Genomic DNA, 18,237 nt, shown 5'->3' with positions numbered 1-18,237 from the left:
CATCAACCATTTCAGGGATTGCCCATTGATGCCGGTGCACACCGACAATATTTACGCCGCCTTTGAACGCATGGCCCGAAGCTGCCCGTCGCACAGTGCCGTGATCTATCTGGGAAGCCGCTTCAGTTATTCCGAGGTGAGAGTGGCGGCTGAGCGCCTTGCCGGGGCGTTGATCGCCCTGGGGGTTCGTCCCGGTGAAAAGGTGGTGATCTATCTGCCCAATTCGGTTCACTGGATTGTCAGCTGGCTTGGAATTCTGCGGGCGGGCGGGGTTTGTGTGCCGGTCAGCCCCATCTATCTTCCCCATGACTTGGCCCATATCGTAGACAACAGCGGAGCATCGATGATCGTCTGCGCAGATACCAATTTCGGATATGTTCAGCGGGTGATGTCCGAAAGTCTTGTGGAAAATGTGGTTGTCGCCCGTATGGCCGATATGCTGCCCGGGTACAAACGCACCTTTGGCTGGTTTTTCAATATGATTCCGCGAGGCCGGGTCGCATGGGATGGCAAAACTTACCATTTCCGGAAGTTGTTGCATAATGGAATAACGTCTCAACTTCCGGAACTGCCAATCGACCCGCTGAAAACGGCGGAAATGCTGTACACGGGCGGAACCACGCAATCTTCCAAGGGCGTTCCGATCAGTCACCGCCATTTTCTGGTTTCGGCGCGGGAGCAGATCCGTACCAGCCGTCCGCTGATTCCCAGCCGTGAGAACATCGTTCTTTGCCATTCCCCGCTTTTCCATATTCTTGGCCAAACCTGCGGACTGGCAATCCTGCTCGTCGGCGGGACTTTGCTAATTCAACCCAGCGTCAATCTCGACGCCACGTTTGATGCCATCGCACGGTTCAAGGTCCGCGCCCTGATCGCAGTGCCCTCCTTTTACCGGATGATGCTGGAGCATGAACGGCTTGACCAGTACAACCTGACTTCGGTCGACTATTGGTTCAGTGCCGGGGATGTCCTTCCGCTAGAACTGAACCGGCGCTGGGAATCCCGTTTCGGAAAAATAATCCACCAGGGGTACGGATGCACGGAGACATGCGGTGGGGTGGCCATGTGCCCGGTGGATCGGCCGTTTCCAGCCAACAGCGTCGGCCATGTCGTGAGCTCGAAAAAGGTCAAAATCGTTGACCCGATCTTTTTGGATCCGGTGAAAGCCGGTGAGCCAGGAGAACTTCTGGTCCACTCTGAGAACATGCCCACCGCTTATGTGGACAATGCCAAGCAAACCCGAGAGGCGTTCATCGATCTGGATGGATTAACCTGGTATCGCACCTCGGATGTCATGCGCATGGACAACCATGGCAACCTTTTTTTTGTCGACCGCACCACCGATACCATCAATCACGATGGCCACCAGGTGTCGGCATCGGAAATCGAGGCGGTGCTCCAGGAACATCCGGCGGTCGTCGCCACCTGCGTGGTGGGTGTTGAGGACAAAACGGTTGGCGAACGGATCAAGGCGTGTGTGGTCCTGAAAAGTGATATCAAGGGCATCACCGGATATGAACTGATCAAGTGGTGCCGAAAAAGACTGTTGCCCCACAAGGTTCCCCAGTACATCGAATTTCGTGACATGCTGCCAAAATCAAAACTGGGAAAATTGCTGCGAAGAGAGGTTCGTGAAGAAGAACGCCAAAGAGCGGAAGCATAAATGAAAGTAATTCTACAGGGGGAAACGGCACATTAAACGGCAATCAGTTCCTGCAGCCCGCCACAACCGATGGATGGTGTGCGGCGATTTGAATTCACCAGAATGGATTACGCAGATATATATCTAATCTATTAGTTTTTAAGTATTTTCAGCTGTTGTTGACCCACAAAAAGATATTGACAGAGAACGATCAAAAAAGCTACATTATCGCCACTTCGTGAATATCTTTTTGTTTGTTCCGCATGATGTCCAAAAAGTAAAGCGGTTAACGTTTATCAACCCACGGAGGTATCCAATGAATGTAACCCAGAATGTCGAACAAGCAGCAAAGATCTTTCCGGAGAAGGCCGCCATCATTTTCGAAGGCCGGAACATTTCCTACGGCGAACTGAACAGCCAGGCCACCCGGCTTGCGTCCACGATGACCAAACAGGGTGTCGGAAAAGGGGATCGTGTCGCCCTCTACCTGCCGAACGTTCCCGAATTCATTATCTGCTACATCGCCACACTGAAAATCGGGGCCGTCGCCGTTTCCGTTAATCCGATGCTCAAATCGGGAGAACTCAAATACATTCTCAACGATTCGGGTTCCATTCTGCTTTGCACGGTAGACGAACTACTTCCGAATGTCAAAAAGGACGACTACCCCGATCTGAAACATGTATTGGTCTGCGAGGGCGATGCCCAGGGGAATCCGACCATCAATGAATGGATCCAGGACGGATCCGAGTCCATGGCGAGCAGCGATCCGGATCGTGACGAAGTTGCCGTTATTCTCTACACCTCCGGGACCACGGGCTTCCCCAAGGGGGCCATGTTGACCCACGGCAACGTGGTATCCAATTCCTTCAGTGCCGCTCATCATGCCGGTTTTACTGCCGACGACCGGATGGCCCTGTTCCTGCCGATATTCCATGTCTTCGGTCAGAACTTCATCATGAACGGGACCTTCAACACCTGTTCGACCCTGGTTCTGTTCCGGCGGTTTGTGCCCGACGCGGTGCTGCAATCCATTGCCAAAAATCGGGTTACTATGTTTTTTGCCGTACCGACCATCTTCATCAACCTGTTGAATATGGATCTTTCCGACTATGACATCTCTTCTATCCGCTATGATTTCTCCGCCGCAGCCACCTTGCCCCAGGAGATTTTCCTGCGCTGGAAAGAACGTTTCGGCCGCCAGATTCACGAAGGTTACGGGCTCACCGAATCCTCCCCCTTTGCCTGTTACAACCACAACTACCATCACAAATTCGGCAGTATCGGAACGCCGGTAGAAAATGTCGAGATCAAAATCAAAGATGAGTTTGACGACGATGTGCCTCCCGGCCAATGGGGAGAAATCTGCATCAAAGGGCCGGGGGTAATGAAAGGCTACTGGAACCGGCCTGACGAATCGGAACGTACCCTGCGCAACGGCTGGCTGCATTCCGGTGACATCGGCAAAAAGGACGAAGACGGGTATGTTTTCATTGTCGACCGCGTCAAGGACATGATCAATGCCGCCGGGTTCAAGATCTGGCCGGCGGAAGTCGAACAGTACCTGTACCGTCATCCGGCAATCAAAGAGTTGGCCGTTTACGGCATTCCCCATCCGGAAAAAGGCGAGGCGGTTTGTGCATCCATCGTCCTGAAAGATGATAAAAAAGCAACACCGGAAGAAATTATCGCCTATTGCCGTGAAAACATGGCCGCCTACAAGGTTCCCAGCCGTGTTCTCATTATTGATGAACTGCCCAAAAGTGCGACCGGTAAAATTCTCAAGCGTGAGCTCAGAGCCGAATCGAAACCCATCGCTTAATGGAACGTCATTCTTTCAATAACAGGAGAACACAAAATGTCTAACGAATCTCACAGTTTTGCCAGCCCTGCGCCCCAGGCCCTGGGCGCCCTGGCGATTGCCTGTTTTATCTTCTTTGGTCTGTTGACAGGTCGTATCGGTGAAGAAAGCCGTCTGGCGGTGGCCTGTTGGCTTTTCGGCGGGTTTGTCTGTCAATTTGTGGCCGCTATCATCGAATTGAAGGACAAGAGCCTGGCGGCTGGCAACGTTATGCTTCTTTTCAGCAGTTTTTTCATGTTAGTGACCGCCTTGATCAACCTTGCCGAATTCATCTGTCACGCCAAAGGCATCCACTTTGCCATGGCCAGTGACCCATACGCCTGGTTGGTACTCGCCATTGTCCTCTCCCTGTTCACCCCGGCTTATCTAGTGGGATCGCCGGTCTTTTTCGTTGCTCTGATTTTTGCCGATGCGGCGCTCTGGTTTCTGGTCATGCTGAAGTTCAGAAGCATCCTGCCCCCCGCCATGGCCGCACAGTTTGCCGCATACTGCATTCTGATGGTCGGTATTTTCGGTATTTATCTGGCAACGGCGAACATCATCAACACCACCTTCAAGAAAACGGTTTTCCCTGTTGGCAAACCGCTTGTCGTGGTCAACTGAGCCTTAAGCGTTGCCGGTTTACCGCCAAAGGGCGGGCAAACCGGCAACATCTTCTTTGATATAGCTTTTATGATAATGTTTTTGGCAAGGCCAGAGGGAGGAAGCTGTATAAAACGTACCGCGACGACCGATAACGTAGCCCAAAAACATTATCGTGAATGCTATAGATTGTCTGCCCGACCCTGGCGTGAGTGCCTTGTTCGGATTTTTATTCATCCCAATAGAGGAGGATTTGTACGATGTTTACAAAAGCTTACATCCCATACGGCGGTTATTACAGCACGCCTTTTTCCAGATGGCAGGGCAGCCTTCAGGGCGAAAACGCCATTACCCTCGGCGCGCAAACCTCCAAGCGCTGGATCGAAAGCAAAGGCTGGGATCCCAAGATGTTTGACTACGTCATTCTCGGGGTCACCATCGGACAGCCCAAGATTTTCTATGGGGGACCCTGGTCCGCCGCCCTGATCGGTGCCGAGGACAGCCCGGGGGTGCTTATCAGTCAAGCCTGCTCGACGTCCACCACCGGCGTTTATCAGGCCTCCATGGCCATTGAAAACGGATTTTGCGAGAATGTCTACAACCTGTTTACCGACCGTTGCTCAAACGGCCCTCACAGCATCTGGCCCAATCCGGGCGGCCCCGGCGGCCAGGTGGTATCGGAAGACTGGGTGATGGAGCATTTCAATCTGGATCCCTGGGGCGGTACGGCAATGATTCAGACGGCCGAAAACGTATCCGCCATGGCCGGCGTTACCCGTGAAGAGTGTGATGCGGTGGCCCTGCGGCGCTATGAGCAGTATACCGACTCGTTAAAGGACGACCGGGCCTTCCAGAAACGCTACATGTTTCCGGTGGAAGTGAAAATTTCCAAGAAGAAAACCATCACCCTGGATGCCGACGAGGGCATCACCAAGAGCACCAAGGAAGGGCTGGCTGGGCTGAGACCCGTGCTGCCGGGTGGCGTACACACCTTTGGCGCCCAGACCCATCCGGCGGACGGAAACTGCGCCATCGTGGTCACCGGTCGCGAAAAAGCCAAATCCCTGAGCACCCAGCCGGCCATCGAGATCCAAGTGATCTCCTACGGTTACTCCCGGGTCAAAAAAGCCCATATGGCCATGGCCCCCGTGCCCGCCGCCCAGATGGCCCTGAACAAAGCCGGTCTGTCCGTCGGGGAGATGAAAGTGATCAAGACCCACAACCCCTTCTCGGCCAACGATATTTACATGGCCAATGAGATGAAGATCGACGTCAACGGTTTCAACAACTATGGCAGTTCAATGGTGTTTGGCCATCCCCAGGCGCCCACGGCTGGCCGTTGCATCATCGAAGGCATCGAGGAAGCCGTGATGCTTGGCGGCGGCTACGTGATGTTTACCGGTTGCGCAGCCGGCGATACGGGTGCGGCACTGATTCTGAAAGTCGGTTGATTGTCGAAAAAACCAAAAAGGGGGGAGATCGCCCATCCGTGTCAAACGGTCCGGTGATCTCCCCCTTTTTTATTTGCGATCGGAAATAGTGGTGGGATCAGGCGACTTTCGCGCCCTTGGCGTCATTCAGATGGAGCAGGTCGCCAATATTAAGCTCCAACGTTTTCGCGCTGGTCAGAACATGAAGCGAATTTTTGGCCAAAGTGGGAAACTTTTCACCGAGACGATTCAGGCGTTCAGCCGCGAGCTGGATCCTTCGCACCATTGCATCCATTTCATGCAGATCGATGTTCGACTCCATTTCACACTCCTTTTTTTTTAAGTTTTATTCTAAAGATCGATAAATCGTTTGGCCTTTGCGTTCCTACCGGGGCAGAGCTACCGTGATCACGCCATTCCGGGTGAATCTTTGAAGACGCTATCGAGCATGGTGCCCCTGGATGAATGAGTTTTACGTCAAACGCCTCTTTCCGTCTATGATCCCGATCATGCTTCTGAAAAATATATTATGATGGGAGAGTGAATTTTGATTGAAATTCAGTTTATTAAATAAGACCAAACGACCGAACCATATGGGATGGCCGGCGCTTGGCCCAAGCGCGATCACCGGGACACAACGATTTGTCCCCGGCCCAATTGACCGTTTTCCGGGTTGATGCGATCTGCAAAGGAAAACACAAGGGCAGACGCGGATTAAAATGGTGGTTTTTTTTTGGTTGCTCCCTAATCCATCCCAAGGGTGTCAACCAACTGCTGGGCGCTGAGTACGCGCAGGAGCGGATCCAACGGGTTGCGACGATAATTGTTGAGCACCTGCTGGTGGACCTCTTCAGACCAGGTGGCCGTGCAGTCTTCAAGAAAAACGGCCTTGAAATCGTGGCACAGGGCATCCATGACCGTGGTCAGCACACAGAAATTGGTCGCCAGCCCGGCCACGGCACACAAGGTAACCCCACGCGCTTTCAGCCATTCATCCAGCGTTGTCCCGAAAAAGGCGGAAAAACGAGGCTTCGGCAGCCAGAGATCCTCGGGCTGACGATCCAGTTCATCGATCACCTCGGCCCCTTGCGTGCCGGCCAGGGAGTGCGGTTTCATGCGGCCTTTGAAGATAAAATCGTCTTCATGAAAGGCATCGGTCGAAAAAACGACGGGCCAGGCCTGTTTGCGAAATCCGCGAATCAGCCCGTTGATGGGTTCAATGATCTGCCGCCCGAACGGGGTGATCGGGAGCGGATGGGCGTCGTCAAAGGTATCCTTTACCATGTCGATAATCAGCAGTGCCGGTTTTTCACGCATCTCTTTTTTTCCCATTTTTCTTTTTGCGATATCGGCGCAGGCGGTTTGCCCGCCATGCACCGACACAAAAATGCTCCGGACAACGCAAACCAAAACGGTTCACATCGTCCGGAGACAAAAAAGCTGCAGTTAATGGATATTGATCGGACCGTTCGGTTATGCTGCTGTCTGCGTGGCTTGGTCCTTTAACATAAAGCGCTTGATTTTTCCAGTCGCCGTTTTGGGAAGTTCGTCAACAAACTCGATCCAGCGGGGATACTTGTAGTGGGCCAACGCCTTCTTCACATATTCCTTAATCTCCTTGGAAAGCTCCTCGCCGGGCTCGAAATTATCCTTAAGGACCACATAAGCTTTGGGTTTGATAAGATTCTCCTTGTCCGGCGCCCCCACCACGGCGCATTCCAGAACACTGGCGTGCTCCATGATACAGGCCTCCACTTCGATGGGAGACACCCAGATGCCGCCGACCTTGAGCATATCGTTGGAACGTCCGACATAAAAAAAGTAACCATCTTCATCACGGAAAAATTTGTCATCGGTATTGATCCAGTCACCCAGCATGGTTTTTTTGGTCTTTTCGTGTTTGTTCCAGTAATAGGCGGCAATACTGTCGCCTTTGATCAGCAGGGTGCCGACATCGCCTTCGGCAACGTCGTTTAAGTCATCGTCCACGATGCGGGCCTCGTATCCGGGGACCAGTTTACCCGTGGAACCGGCACGCATGTCGTCTTCCCGGTTGGAGATGAAAATATGCGAAATTTCCGTCGAACCGATGCCGTCCATGATCCCGACACCGAAACGCTCTTTCCAACGCTTCAGGATCTCCGCAGGCAGGGCTTCACCCGCCGAGACACAGATGCGCACCCCGTCCAGTGCGCCATCCTGAACCAACATGCTGCCGAACAGGGTGGGTACGGCATAATAAATGGTCGGGCGGTGCTTGGCAATGGTGCTGTACATGGCGTCGGGGGTCGGCCGCCCCGGGTGATAAACCGTTGTTGCGCCCGCGCTGAATGGGAAGTAAAGGCCATTGCCCAACCCGTAGGCAAAAAACAGCTTGGCCGCGGAAAAGCAAACGTCCGTCTCCTTCACTTTCAGTACCTGTTTGCCGTAGGTTTCCGTAGCGTAAACCATATCGTGATGGAGGTGTACGGTGCCTTTGGGCAAACCTGTGGAACCGGAACTGTAAAGCCAGAAGCAGGCATCGTCCGGCGTGGTCGGCGCCGCTTCCAGCGCGTCGGAATGACCGGCAACCCAGGTATCGAAGACCAGATCGGTCTCGTCGGCCGTGCCACCGACCACGATCACATGTTCGAGGAAGTTGAGTTTCGAACGGACGCCGTTAATGATCCCCAGCAGGCTCTGATCCACCATCAGCACCCGCGCCCGGCTGTCATTGAGAAAATAGGCATAGTCCTTGGGACGCATCAGGGTATTGATGCAGATCGGCACGGCACCGATTTTAATGGAACCGAAGAAGGCCTGAGGATAGACTTCGGTATCGAGCAGCAGCAAGGCCACCCGTTCCTCCATGCGCACGCCCAGGGACCGCAGCCCGTTTCCCACCCGGTTCATTCCCGCCTGGACCTGGCCGTATGTCAGTTGGCGATCCTCGCAGAGAACGGCCACCTTGTCGGCACGTCCCTCGCGGATATTGCGATCCACAAAATAATCGGCAGCATTGAATTGTTCTGGCAGGTTCAACGTAAAATCCATCAGAGAACTCCTTTCTGGCCCGGAGGCAGGGTCGGCGATGAGGCTTTTTGTTCATTTCCGCCATGCCCTCCGGAAATAAGTATTTATTATTTTAAAAATCGGTTTTTTCTTTCCATCAACGGCTGAACTAGGCGTCAGGCCTTCACCCACTCGCGATCGGAGCTTTCCTGCTTGGCGTTGCCCCCCAGTTTTCCATCCAGGGCAGGATGAAAAAACAGGGCCAGGCTTTTCTGCTCGACCTTGCCGGGTTTGGTCAACAGGCAGACGACGAAGAAAACCACTCCGGCAACGATAAAGGCAGCCAGGAAGCCGTTCAGCTGAAACAGTTTGTCGCTGGGAAACAGGACCATTTTTTTGCCGCCCCAGATAAAAAAGACAATGTTCATACCCAGGCCGATGATGGTGCTGGCCAAGGCGCCGCTGGCGGTGGCCCGTTTCCAGAAATAGGCCCCCCACAGCGGAAAGATGGTCACGGCAACGGTACCGAAGGCAAGCACGGACAATTCGGCCACCGGCGTGTTCGGATTCCAGGAAATGACCACACAGATGGCCATGATGCCGGCCACCGACCAGCGCGCGGCATTGACCAGACCTTTCTGATCGACATTGGGAACCATCAGTTTGAGCAGGTCGTTGGCCAGGTTGGTGGCATTGCCGAAGACCAGGCCGTTGACCGTGGACATGGCGGCGGTGAACCCGCCGGCCACGGCCAGGGCCGCCAGCAGGTCGGGCAGGGTTTGGGAGGCCACGATGCCGTATACCTTGTCGGCCTGCACGCCTTTGAGACCGGGGACGATGACCGTGGCAGCGATACCGATCAGGGTCGGCATGGTGATGATGATCAGGCAGATACCGCCGAAACTCAGCAACATGGTTTTAAACCCTTTGACCGTGCGGCTTGAGTAGGCGTGCATGTATGGCTGGGGAAAACAGACACACCCCAGACACATGGCAGCGGCAAATCCGAATACCATGGGGTAGCTCCACAGTTTTCCCCCCTTGGCCCCCAACTGAAACAGATCTGGATGGGAATCGAATACCAATTGCATGGTCGGCACGAAGCCGCCGTTTTTGGCCATGACGGCAAAAAAGAGCACAAACACCATGATCGAGAAAAAGACACCCTGGATCGTGTTGACCCAGGCGGCGCCCTTCATGCCGCCCATGATCAGGTAGAAGGAGATGAAGATCGGCACGAAGAACAATCCCATATGGTAGGGAATGGCTTTTTCGCTAAGCGCTTCCACCATGAGCCCGATGCCCTGGACCTGGGCGACCAGATAGGGAATCGAGGCCAGCAGCACTACCACCGGAATCACGGCGCGCATACCGTTGCCGTATCTCTCCCCAAAGGGACCGCCCATGGACATCCAGCCGCGCGCACGCCCCAGCACAAAGGTCTTGCGATGCATGTAATACCAAAGGAAGCCTAAGGGAACGAGGTTGACCGTAAGGACAAACAGGGCGCCGAAGCCGGTCCGGTAGCCCAGGCTGGACATGCCGAACATGGAAAAGGCACTCAGAAACGAGGCCAGCAGGCTGAAAATCAAAACAAAGTAGCCGAGGCTGGAACCGGCCACAAAATAGTCATCCGGCGTACGGGTAAATCCACGGCGGAAGGCCAGGTAACCGACAAACACGGAAACCAAACAAATTGCGGTAATCACACTGATGGCAAACATGGCGTACTCCTTTGGGTTGGAATCTTTTTATTGGATGTCTTCTCGCAGGGCTTTGATCACGTCCGGCAGCTGATCGTCGTTGAGGGTCAGCCGGGTCCCGAAGAGGTAAAACATCTCCAGGAAAAACAGGAATACCCCGATTAGCAGTGCGGTAACCGCCCAGTTGGGCATTCCCCAGACCAACGATGCCGGTCCATAGGACCCGTAACCGATGGGGCACCAGCAGAAAACGGTGAGTACGCAGAACACCGCCAGAAAAACACGTCTTTTCCAATCCGATTTGTCCTTCATTGATCCTCCTTTGTGGTGAGTGGATTTAATGACCTGTTTAACATCCGCTCGAAAACAGAAATCGCCCAACGTGGGCACTTTGCATCAGATGTGACGCCTTATTGCAAATGAAATGCCCTCGCCTAATGAATTTTATTTATTCTTTTTTATTTTTTTATAACTTACTGTTTCCTATTGTCTTTCTGTATTTTCGGGATGGGTTCCGGCAGGAGGATCGAAACGGTGGAAGATGAAATAAACTTACCGGGTTAGAAAAAAGCTTTCAGGTCGGGCGAGGGGGATCAGGTTTCCGAGGGATCGATTCCGAATTTACGGATCTTGCTGCGCAGGGTCGGCAGGGAGATTCCGAGCAGGCGAGCGGCATGGGTTCGGTTCCAACCCACGCTGCGCAGCACCCGCAGGATATGCTGATGCTCGAGGCTCGACAGGTCAGGCGAGGTATCGATGGTATCGGCCGCTGTGTGCTGCTGCGCCAGAACGGCATCCACACTCTCTCTCAGGACCACGTGGCTCCGCGAACGGATGGCGGCGGCCGTGATCACATTTTTCAGTTCACGGACATTGCCGGGCCATTGATGTCTCATCAGGGCGGCGACGGCACTTTCCTGCAGTCGCAAATGCGATTTGTTCATGGACCGGCGGATGATATTGAGGAAATGATGGGTGAGATCGGGAATATCCTCCAGGCGCTCGCGCAACGGAGGGACACTGAGTGGAATCACGTTCAGCCGGAAGAACAGATCCCGGCGGAACTGCCCATCACGCACCATCTGGTTCAGGTCGCGATGGGTGGCCGCCAGAATCCGGCAATGGGCCCTCTGGGGAAACTGCCCCCCCACACGGAGGTATTCGCGGCGTTCGAGAAATCCCAACAGTTTCCCCTGAATGCCAAGGGGCAGTTCGCCGATTTCGTCCAGAAAAAGGGTTCCCCTGCCGGCCAGTTCGATCTGTCCCATCTTGGTCTGGGCGGCACCGGTAAAGGCCCCTTTTTCATGGCCGAAGAGTTCGCTTTCCAAAAGGGTTTCCACCACCGCGGAGCAGTCCAGGGTAATAAACGGTTCCGCCTGATTCTTGCTGTTTTTGTGGATGACCCGCGCAATCAGCTCCTTCCCCGTACCGGTTTCCCCCTGAATCAAGGCCGTGGCATCGTTCTGGCACAAAATCCCCATGGTCTTGAAGACATCGAGGATGGCCTTGCTTTTGCCGATGATGACATCGTCCAGGGTGGCGTCGACCGGATCAAGGGACGCCGGCGCGGCGCGTTCCGCCTCGGTTGCCCGCACGGCTTTCTCCACGGCGTTCTCGATCTCGTCGGCATCCAAGGGTTTGTGGATATAATCGTAGGCCCCGCGTTTCATCGAGGTAATCGCCGCCTCCATGTCATGGAAAGCGGTGATCATGATCACCTTCGGCGGCTCGGCCGACATGTTGAACCCGTCGAGCACCTCAAATCCGGAACTGTCCGGCAACCGGATATCGAGAATGACCACATCGGGAGCAAAACTTTTAAAGGCTGCCATGCCTGCCGCCGCCGATGCGGCGGTGCGGACATCATACCCCTTTTCGCTGAGAAACATCTCCAACGATTCTAGAATCGGCATTTCATCGTCAATGACCAATACCTTGGACATATCAATGTCCTCCAACGGGCATCATCAGCGTAAAGGCGACCCCCGCGGAAACCGTATCGTCAATTTCCAGCCAACCGCCATGCTCCTTGGCCACCCGATCGGTGTTGGTCAGCCCCAACCCGGTCCCCTGGGTTTTGGTGGTAAAAAACGGTTTCAGGATCTCTCCCCTCAGTTCCGTCGGAATGCCCGGCCCCTCGTCACAAACACGGATGGCGGCATAGCGCTGGCCGTTGCGACAGACGATGCCGACGGCAATCCGGACCGTACCGCCTTCGGGTGATGCATCGATTGCATTGAACAGCAAATTCATTACCGCCTGCTGAAACCGTTGTGCATCCAGGGGCACCATGGGCATGGCCACATCCTGTTCAAAACGCACCCGAATGAATTTTTGCTTGAATTTTTCGTCCAACAGTTCCGTGCAATGATACATGAGGACCTGGATGTCCGCCGGTTGCGGATTAAGGTCAAGAGGTTTGGCAAAGTCCAGCAACTCCTGCAGTATGCGCTCCAGCCGTTTAACCTCCTGAACGGATATGTCCAGGCGCCGCTCGTCGTTTCCCCTGAGCATGGCATTCTTCTTCAGCACCTGCAGGTTGAGCTTGATGGCGGAAAGGGGATTGCGGATCTCGTGGGAAAGGGATGCCGTTATCTGCCCGATGGTGGCCATCCGCTCGGCCTCACGGACCTTTTTTTCCATTCTCACGCGTTCGGTAATGTCCCGGCAAATCGCGATGGTGGCCAAATGGTCGTCATAGTGGGTGATCCGTGCAAGAATTTCCGTGGGGTAGCTCCGTCCGTCACGGGTCAGCCGCATGTATTCAAATGCTTTGGACGTCACCGCTTTTCCAATAATCATGCTTCGCTGGTAGATGGACATGATCTTGTCACGGCTTTGCGGATCGACAAAATCGATAAACCGGTGTCCGACGACCTCGCTTTGCGGCCATTGGTGAATTTTTGCAAATGCCGGATTGGCAAAAACAATCAATTCGTCCCGAACCACCACATATCCGTCGTTAATCTCTTCCACGAGGGTTTTGTATTTTCGCTCGGATTCAGCCAGTTCGGCAGTCCGGCGCTGAACCTTCCACTTCAGTTCGCGGTTATGCTCACGAATGGTTTTTTCATGCATGGCCTGGAACAGTTCACTGTGCTGCTGGACCACATAGGCCATACATTGGTTCACCCTGACCGTCATGTCCTGGCAGATATCGGATGGAAACGCCTGGAAAAACATGGGGGTAACGATTTCGCGAAACAGTTCGAAGGCGGTCTGAACGCTTGATAGGGAGAATCCGGCACTGAGCCGAAGGCGGGTGATGCTTTCGATGAATCGATCGATCCGTGATGGATCCTCATCGATCAGGTAACTGCAGTTTCCATCGTAAGCATCTGCAACGGTTTTGTATAGTTCATCTATGGGTCTATCGGAATACTTTTCGCCAACCGATGAGTGCAACCGCCGCACCCATTCGTCGACAATCGTATCGCGGTTTCGTTTAAGGAAGTCTTCCAGTTCCGTGAGCAGGGCTTCCTGGGCCATGGCTTGAATCCTTGGAAAAGGTTCTATCGACCGATAGCCACCAATTTATCATAAATGTTCGGTTATGGCTATTTCCCATTCATCTGACCATACTATCAGACCGGATGTCGATTCTTGTCCGCAGATCGGTCGGGTGATGGATCGGTGATTCTCAGGTGCCCATCATTCTGCGGACAAAAGCGGGTGCGGAGAATGGCACGACTGTCATTCCCCGCATCCGTTCCTATCCCGTTTAGAGCTCGCCGATCGCCTCGGTCAGCTCGGGCAGAAATTCGAGGATGTCGGCCTCGATGCCCACGTCGGCCACCTGGAAGATCGGGGCCTTGACGTTCTTGTTGATCGCCACGATGAACGGCGAGCCCTTGATCCCGCCCATGTGCTGGAAGCTGCCGGAGATCCCGCAGGCCATGTACACCTTGGGCTTGACCGTCTGGCCACTGGTTCCCACCTGGCGGGATTTCTCCAGCCATTTGGCGTCCACGATGGGACGCGAGCAGGAAACCACCGCGCCCATGGCGTCGGCCAGTTCCTGGGCGATCTCGATGTTCTCCTCGTCTTCGATCCCGCGGCCCACGGAGACCAGCACGTCCGATTTGGTGATGTCCACGTCGCCGACTTCGGCTTCCACGACTTCCAGGAAGGTGCGTCCCGTGGAAAGATCGCCGGCGTCACCGGACTTGTCCTCCACCGTGCCCCCGGCGGACTGGCTCTCGTCCGGCGCGAAACAGCCCGGACGCACGTTGATCACCGCACCGGCGGAAATGTCGCAGGTCACGTGGGTGCTCACCATGCCCGAGTATTCCTGGCGGATCGCCTTCAAGGTGCTGCCGTCGACGCCCTCGATGTCGGCCACGTCGGAAACAAAGGCCGAATCCAGTTTGATGGAGAGGCCCGGGGAGAGGTCCATGCCGAAGGTGTCGTGGGCCACCAGCAGGATCGCATCCGCGGGCAGCACATTGACCAGCAGTTTGCGCACCACCTCGGCATTGGGATAGGCCAGGGCATCGGCATTGAACTTAAGTACTTTGGGATAGGTCGCGGCCACGGCATCGGCCACCTGGTCCAGTTCGCTGCCCGATCCGGTCACGATGGCGGTTACCGCCGCGCCAGCGTCGATCTTTTTGGCGGCCTCGATCAGTTCCAGGGCCGAATCGTCGGCCACGCCGTTCTTGTGATTGATATATGCGTAGATGTCAGCCATTATTTCAGTCCTCCTTTGGCCTTCAGGTGTTCAATCAGTTTGGCGATGATCTCTTCGGTGCTGCCCTCGAGCATCTCGGCACCCTCGCCCAGCTCGGGCACGAAGTAATCCACCCGTTTCACCTTGGCGGCGGCCGCGCCCACCGCGCCCGCGTCCACGCCCAGGTCGCCGGCCCCAAGCTCGGGAATCTCCACCGAGGCCACCTTGCGGATGCCGCGGATACCCACGTAGCGCGGCTCGTTGATACCCGTCTGGATCGACAGCACGCAGGGCATGGCAATCTCGTTCATCTCCTGGTTGCCGCCTTCGATCTCCCGGCCCACCTTCAGCTTGTCGCCATTCACCTCGATCTTGTTCACCAGCGAGGCATAGGGGACGTCCAGCATCGCCGCCAGCATGCCGCCCACCTGGCCGGCGCCGTCGTCGGCCTGGGCGCCGGTCAGGATCAGGTCGTACTTGCCCTTCTCCACCGCCGCCTTGAGCAGGGTCGCGATGCCCTTGCCGTCGGAGCCCTCGAAGGCGTCGTCGGTCAACAGAATCCCGTTGTCCGCGCCCATGGCCATCTCCCGGCGCAGCACCTCTTCGGACTCGTCGTCGCCCACCGTGACCACGGTTACCGTACCGCCCACGTTATCGCGGATCTGAATCGCCTCTTCCACGGCGTAGTTGTCCCATTCGTTGACCGAGTACACCAGGTCGTCACGTTCTATATCGCTGCCCGAGCCGTTGACCTCGATCTCGTTCTCGGCGGTATCGGGTACCCGTTTGACGCATACCAAAATCTCCATGCTAATCCTCCTTGTTGCTTGTTAAATCCCGCTGCTAAATTTATCATTCGGAGCCCCTGGATTGGGGTAGGGGCGAAACATCTTTCGCCCTTACGCCAGGTGGCTTGCGATCAGCTCCGACAGATCGATGGCCTCCATCTGCCCTTCCAGGCCGGCCACCTTGATGGCATCCTCCATATTCACCAGGCAGAAGGGGCACGCCGTCACGATCACGTTGGCACCGGCCTTGGCCGCCATCTCCACTCGCAAAACGCCCATGCGCTGTTCCTCTTCGGGTTCGTAGAACAGCATCAGCCCGCCGCCGCCGCAACAGAACGAACGGTCACGGCTGCGCTCCATCTCCACCCGCTTCAAACCGGCAATGGCGTCCAGCGCCTCCCGCGGATCCTCGTAGACGTCGTTGTGGCGGCCCAGGTAGCAGGGATCGTGATAGGTGTAAACCTTGCCGTCCCCATTGGCGCCGGTTAGCTTCAGAGCGCCCGATCGCACGCTGCGGGTGATAAACTGGCTGATGTGCTCCACCGGCGGCAGCCCGCTGTAGTCGTTCTTCAGCACGTTGTAGGCGTGCGGGTCGGCCGTGACGATCTGCTTGACACCGCTGTCTGTGATCGCATCGGTGTTCATCTCCTTCATGGTCTGAAAGAGCATCTCTTCGCCGAAGCGCCGGATCTCGTTGCCCGCGTCCTTCTCGGCCTTGCCCAGGATACCGAAGTCCGCACCGGCGCGCGAAAGGATCGTCGCCGTAGCCCGCCCCAGATCCTGCATGCGGTCGTCATAGCTGGTGATGCTGTCCACAAAGTACAACGTCTCGGCCGAATCCTTGGTCAGGTCCTTCACCGTCACACCCTCGGGAAGATCCTTGGTCCATTCGGCGCGTTTCTTCTCCATCTTGCCCCACGGGTTGCCACGCTTCTCAAGGGCCTTAAGCGGCTTCTGCAGGCTCTGGGGAACCATCCCCTCGTCCACCATGCCGCGGCGCAGATCCACGATCTTGTCGATATACTCGATGCCGATGGGACACTCCTGCTCACACGCCCCGCAGGTCGTGCATGACCAGATCTCGTCCTCCTCGTAGACCGTGCCGATCAAGGGTTCACTCTTCTTGAACGGCGATCCGTACGGGTAGATGGGGTAGTTCTTGAAAAGCGTGTCGCGCCCCTTGATGGAAATGAAACGCGGCGACAGGGGCCGCCCCACGGCGTTGGCCGGGCAGTTGTCCGAGCAGCGCCCGCAGTCGGCACACGAATAAAAATCCAGAAGATGCTTCCAGGTAAAATCTTCGATCTTTTTCACCCCGAAGGATTCCAGGTCGTCCAGTTCCTCCGCCTTGATGCCGTGACGCACCGGTTTGATGTTCCCCCGGTCGATACGCATGAAAAAGACGTTGAATATCGAGGTGATCACGTGAAAGTGCTTGCCCAGAGGCAAAAAACAGAGGAAAAAGAAGAAGGTCAAGTCGTGAATATAGTAGGCGATGATGTGGATCGCCTGCAGGGTCCCTTCCGAGGAGAACATCAGAAAATTCTTGAACAACCAGACCAAGCTCAGGGGCGCCAGGAACTCGGCGTGCAGCCCCGACTGGGCGTTGGCCGCCACGCTGCTGGCCTCGAACAGGCTCTCGGAAATCATCAGGGTCGAGATCAGGCCCAGTACAAACAGCGCCTCGGCCGTGTGATCATGGCCGTACTTGGCCGGCACTTTGTACCTCTCCGGCTTGACCACGGCCCGGCGCCAGGCGGCGATGCAGCAGGCCACCAACACGGCCGTGGCCGCGTAATCCTTGAGAACATTGTAAATGTCGCCGATGACGCCGCCAAACCCGGGCAGCACAAAATCCTCGGACAGGCCGATGATCACCAGTGACGTCGACCGGACGCTCAGCACCAGAAACCCGGCGAAGATGATGATGTGAACCACGCCGGCAACGCGGTAACGCGGCTGGCGGTACTGGCCCAGCCAGATCTTGAACACATTGAAAATACGCTGCGGGATGCGGTCAAAACGCTTGTCCGGGGCTGCTTTGACCAACGGGGCCGCACGCAGGGCCATGATGTAGGTGAATACGGCAATCCCCACGACAGGTATCAGTAATGAAAAAAGGACCGTGGGGATAAAAAGAAAGACATACTCGGCTGGAGCGATCAACGCAGGCTGCATGGCTGACACATTCCTTTCATTGTTATTCGGCTTGGCCCGTTGAAAGGAATCGATGGGTGGGGGCACATCGTCGCGATCATCCCCGCGCCATGGGTAAAACGCTGGATGAATATGAGTGGCAGAGTGCCCTCAAGCAAGAGTTGGAGGTGCCACATGGCAGAGCGGTGGTAGTTGAAGGGAGGGACCACCAAAGCTTGGCGTCTCTTGAATGAGGGCGCTCCACGGATCAGCCCTTAGGCGATTTCTGTCAAAGAATATACCCGCCTGCTTGTCTTTTCATCCGTCTTCTGCGTTGGGCTTTTCCACACATAGCCTCACTATGCGTAAAAAAGCCCGCCTTGAATACGAATGAAAATCCGGCGCATCCTGGTATATGCTTATCCGCCAATCGCC

Annotated in this window: 14 protein-coding genes; 4 read left to right on the top strand and 10 right to left on the bottom strand. The window is 55.4% G+C overall.

Features of this window, described 5'->3' with window-relative positions; genetic code table 11:
• The first annotated feature begins 28 nt into the window (after nucleotides 1-28).
• The 4 genes from GN112_RS31690 (at nucleotide 29) to GN112_RS31675 (ending at nucleotide 5,536) form a co-directional block, all read left to right on the top strand.
• Nucleotides 29-1,663, top strand: a complete 1,635-nt coding sequence (locus GN112_RS31690; RefSeq protein WP_155313801.1) for a class I adenylate-forming enzyme family protein — start codon at nucleotides 29-31, stop codon at nucleotides 1,661-1,663.
• Nucleotides 1,664-1,958: 295 nt separating this feature from the next.
• A complete protein-coding gene (locus GN112_RS31685; RefSeq protein WP_155313800.1) occupies nucleotides 1,959-3,464 on the top strand; it encodes a long-chain-fatty-acid--CoA ligase in 1,506 nt (501 codons plus the stop codon).
• A 36-nt stretch (nucleotides 3,465-3,500) separates the two neighbouring features.
• The gene (locus GN112_RS31680) at nucleotides 3,501-4,106 is read left to right on the top strand and encodes an acetate uptake transporter family protein (RefSeq protein ID WP_155313799.1); all 606 of its coding nucleotides are present in this window, start codon (nucleotides 3,501-3,503) and stop codon (nucleotides 4,104-4,106) included.
• Nucleotides 4,107-4,345: 239 nt separating this feature from the next.
• Complete coding sequence (locus GN112_RS31675; protein ID WP_155313798.1) at nucleotides 4,346-5,536, top strand: thiolase family protein; 1,191 nt, start codon at nucleotides 4,346-4,348, stop codon at nucleotides 5,534-5,536.
• 97 nt (nucleotides 5,537-5,633) lie between these two features.
• On the opposite strand, the gene GN112_RS31670 is transcribed toward GN112_RS31675, so the two are convergent.
• From GN112_RS31670 to GN112_RS31625, 10 genes are all read right to left on the bottom strand, one after another.
• Nucleotides 5,634-5,837, bottom strand: a complete 204-nt coding sequence (locus tag GN112_RS31670) for a hypothetical protein (protein ID WP_155313797.1) — start codon at nucleotides 5,835-5,837, stop codon at nucleotides 5,634-5,636.
• 422 nt (nucleotides 5,838-6,259) lie between these two features.
• Complete coding sequence (locus GN112_RS31665; RefSeq protein ID WP_231717189.1) at nucleotides 6,260-6,898, bottom strand: cysteine hydrolase family protein; 639 nt, start codon at nucleotides 6,896-6,898, stop codon at nucleotides 6,260-6,262.
• A gap of 90 nt (nucleotides 6,899-6,988) precedes the next feature.
• Nucleotides 6,989-8,548: a benzoate-CoA ligase family protein gene (locus tag GN112_RS31660; protein WP_155313796.1), complete on the bottom strand. Its 1,560-nt coding sequence runs from the start codon at nucleotides 8,546-8,548 to the stop codon at nucleotides 6,989-6,991.
• A 134-nt stretch (nucleotides 8,549-8,682) separates the two neighbouring features.
• Complete coding sequence (locus GN112_RS31655) at nucleotides 8,683-10,230, bottom strand: sodium:solute symporter family protein (protein ID WP_155313795.1); 1,548 nt, start codon at nucleotides 10,228-10,230, stop codon at nucleotides 8,683-8,685.
• Between the two features lie 27 nt (nucleotides 10,231-10,257).
• Nucleotides 10,258-10,521: a DUF997 domain-containing protein gene (locus GN112_RS31650; RefSeq protein ID WP_155313794.1), complete on the bottom strand. Its 264-nt coding sequence runs from the start codon at nucleotides 10,519-10,521 to the stop codon at nucleotides 10,258-10,260.
• A gap of 281 nt (nucleotides 10,522-10,802) precedes the next feature.
• Complete coding sequence (locus tag GN112_RS31645) at nucleotides 10,803-12,152, bottom strand: sigma-54-dependent transcriptional regulator (protein ID WP_155313793.1); 1,350 nt, start codon at nucleotides 12,150-12,152, stop codon at nucleotides 10,803-10,805.
• A 1-nt stretch (nucleotide 12,153) separates the two neighbouring features.
• Nucleotides 12,154-13,698, bottom strand: coding sequence for an ATP-binding protein (locus GN112_RS31640; RefSeq protein WP_155313792.1), 1,545 nt, complete (start codon nucleotides 13,696-13,698; stop codon nucleotides 12,154-12,156).
• A 232-nt stretch (nucleotides 13,699-13,930) separates the two neighbouring features.
• Entirely contained in the window at nucleotides 13,931-14,899 is a 969-nt protein-coding gene (locus tag GN112_RS31635) for an electron transfer flavoprotein subunit alpha/FixB family protein (protein WP_155313791.1), read from the bottom strand.
• Nucleotides 14,899-15,687 carry an electron transfer flavoprotein subunit beta/FixA family protein gene (locus GN112_RS31630; protein WP_155313790.1) on the bottom strand — a complete coding sequence of 263 codons (789 nt, stop codon included), beginning with the start codon at nucleotides 15,685-15,687 and terminating at the stop codon, nucleotides 14,899-14,901. The genes GN112_RS31635 and GN112_RS31630 overlap by 1 nt, the downstream gene beginning before the upstream one ends.
• A gap of 90 nt (nucleotides 15,688-15,777) precedes the next feature.
• A complete protein-coding gene (locus GN112_RS31625) occupies nucleotides 15,778-17,844 on the bottom strand; it encodes a (Fe-S)-binding protein (protein ID WP_155313789.1) in 2,067 nt (688 codons plus the stop codon).
• Between the last annotated feature and the right edge of the window lie 393 nt (nucleotides 17,845-18,237).

Origin of the sequence: Desulfosarcina ovata subsp. ovata, assembly GCF_009689005.1 — a bacterium.
GTDB lineage: Bacteria > Desulfobacterota > Desulfobacteria > Desulfobacterales > Desulfosarcinaceae > Desulfosarcina > Desulfosarcina ovata.
The sequence above is the reverse complement of the archived record's forward strand: the minus strand, read 5'-3'. Positions and strand labels throughout refer to the sequence as shown.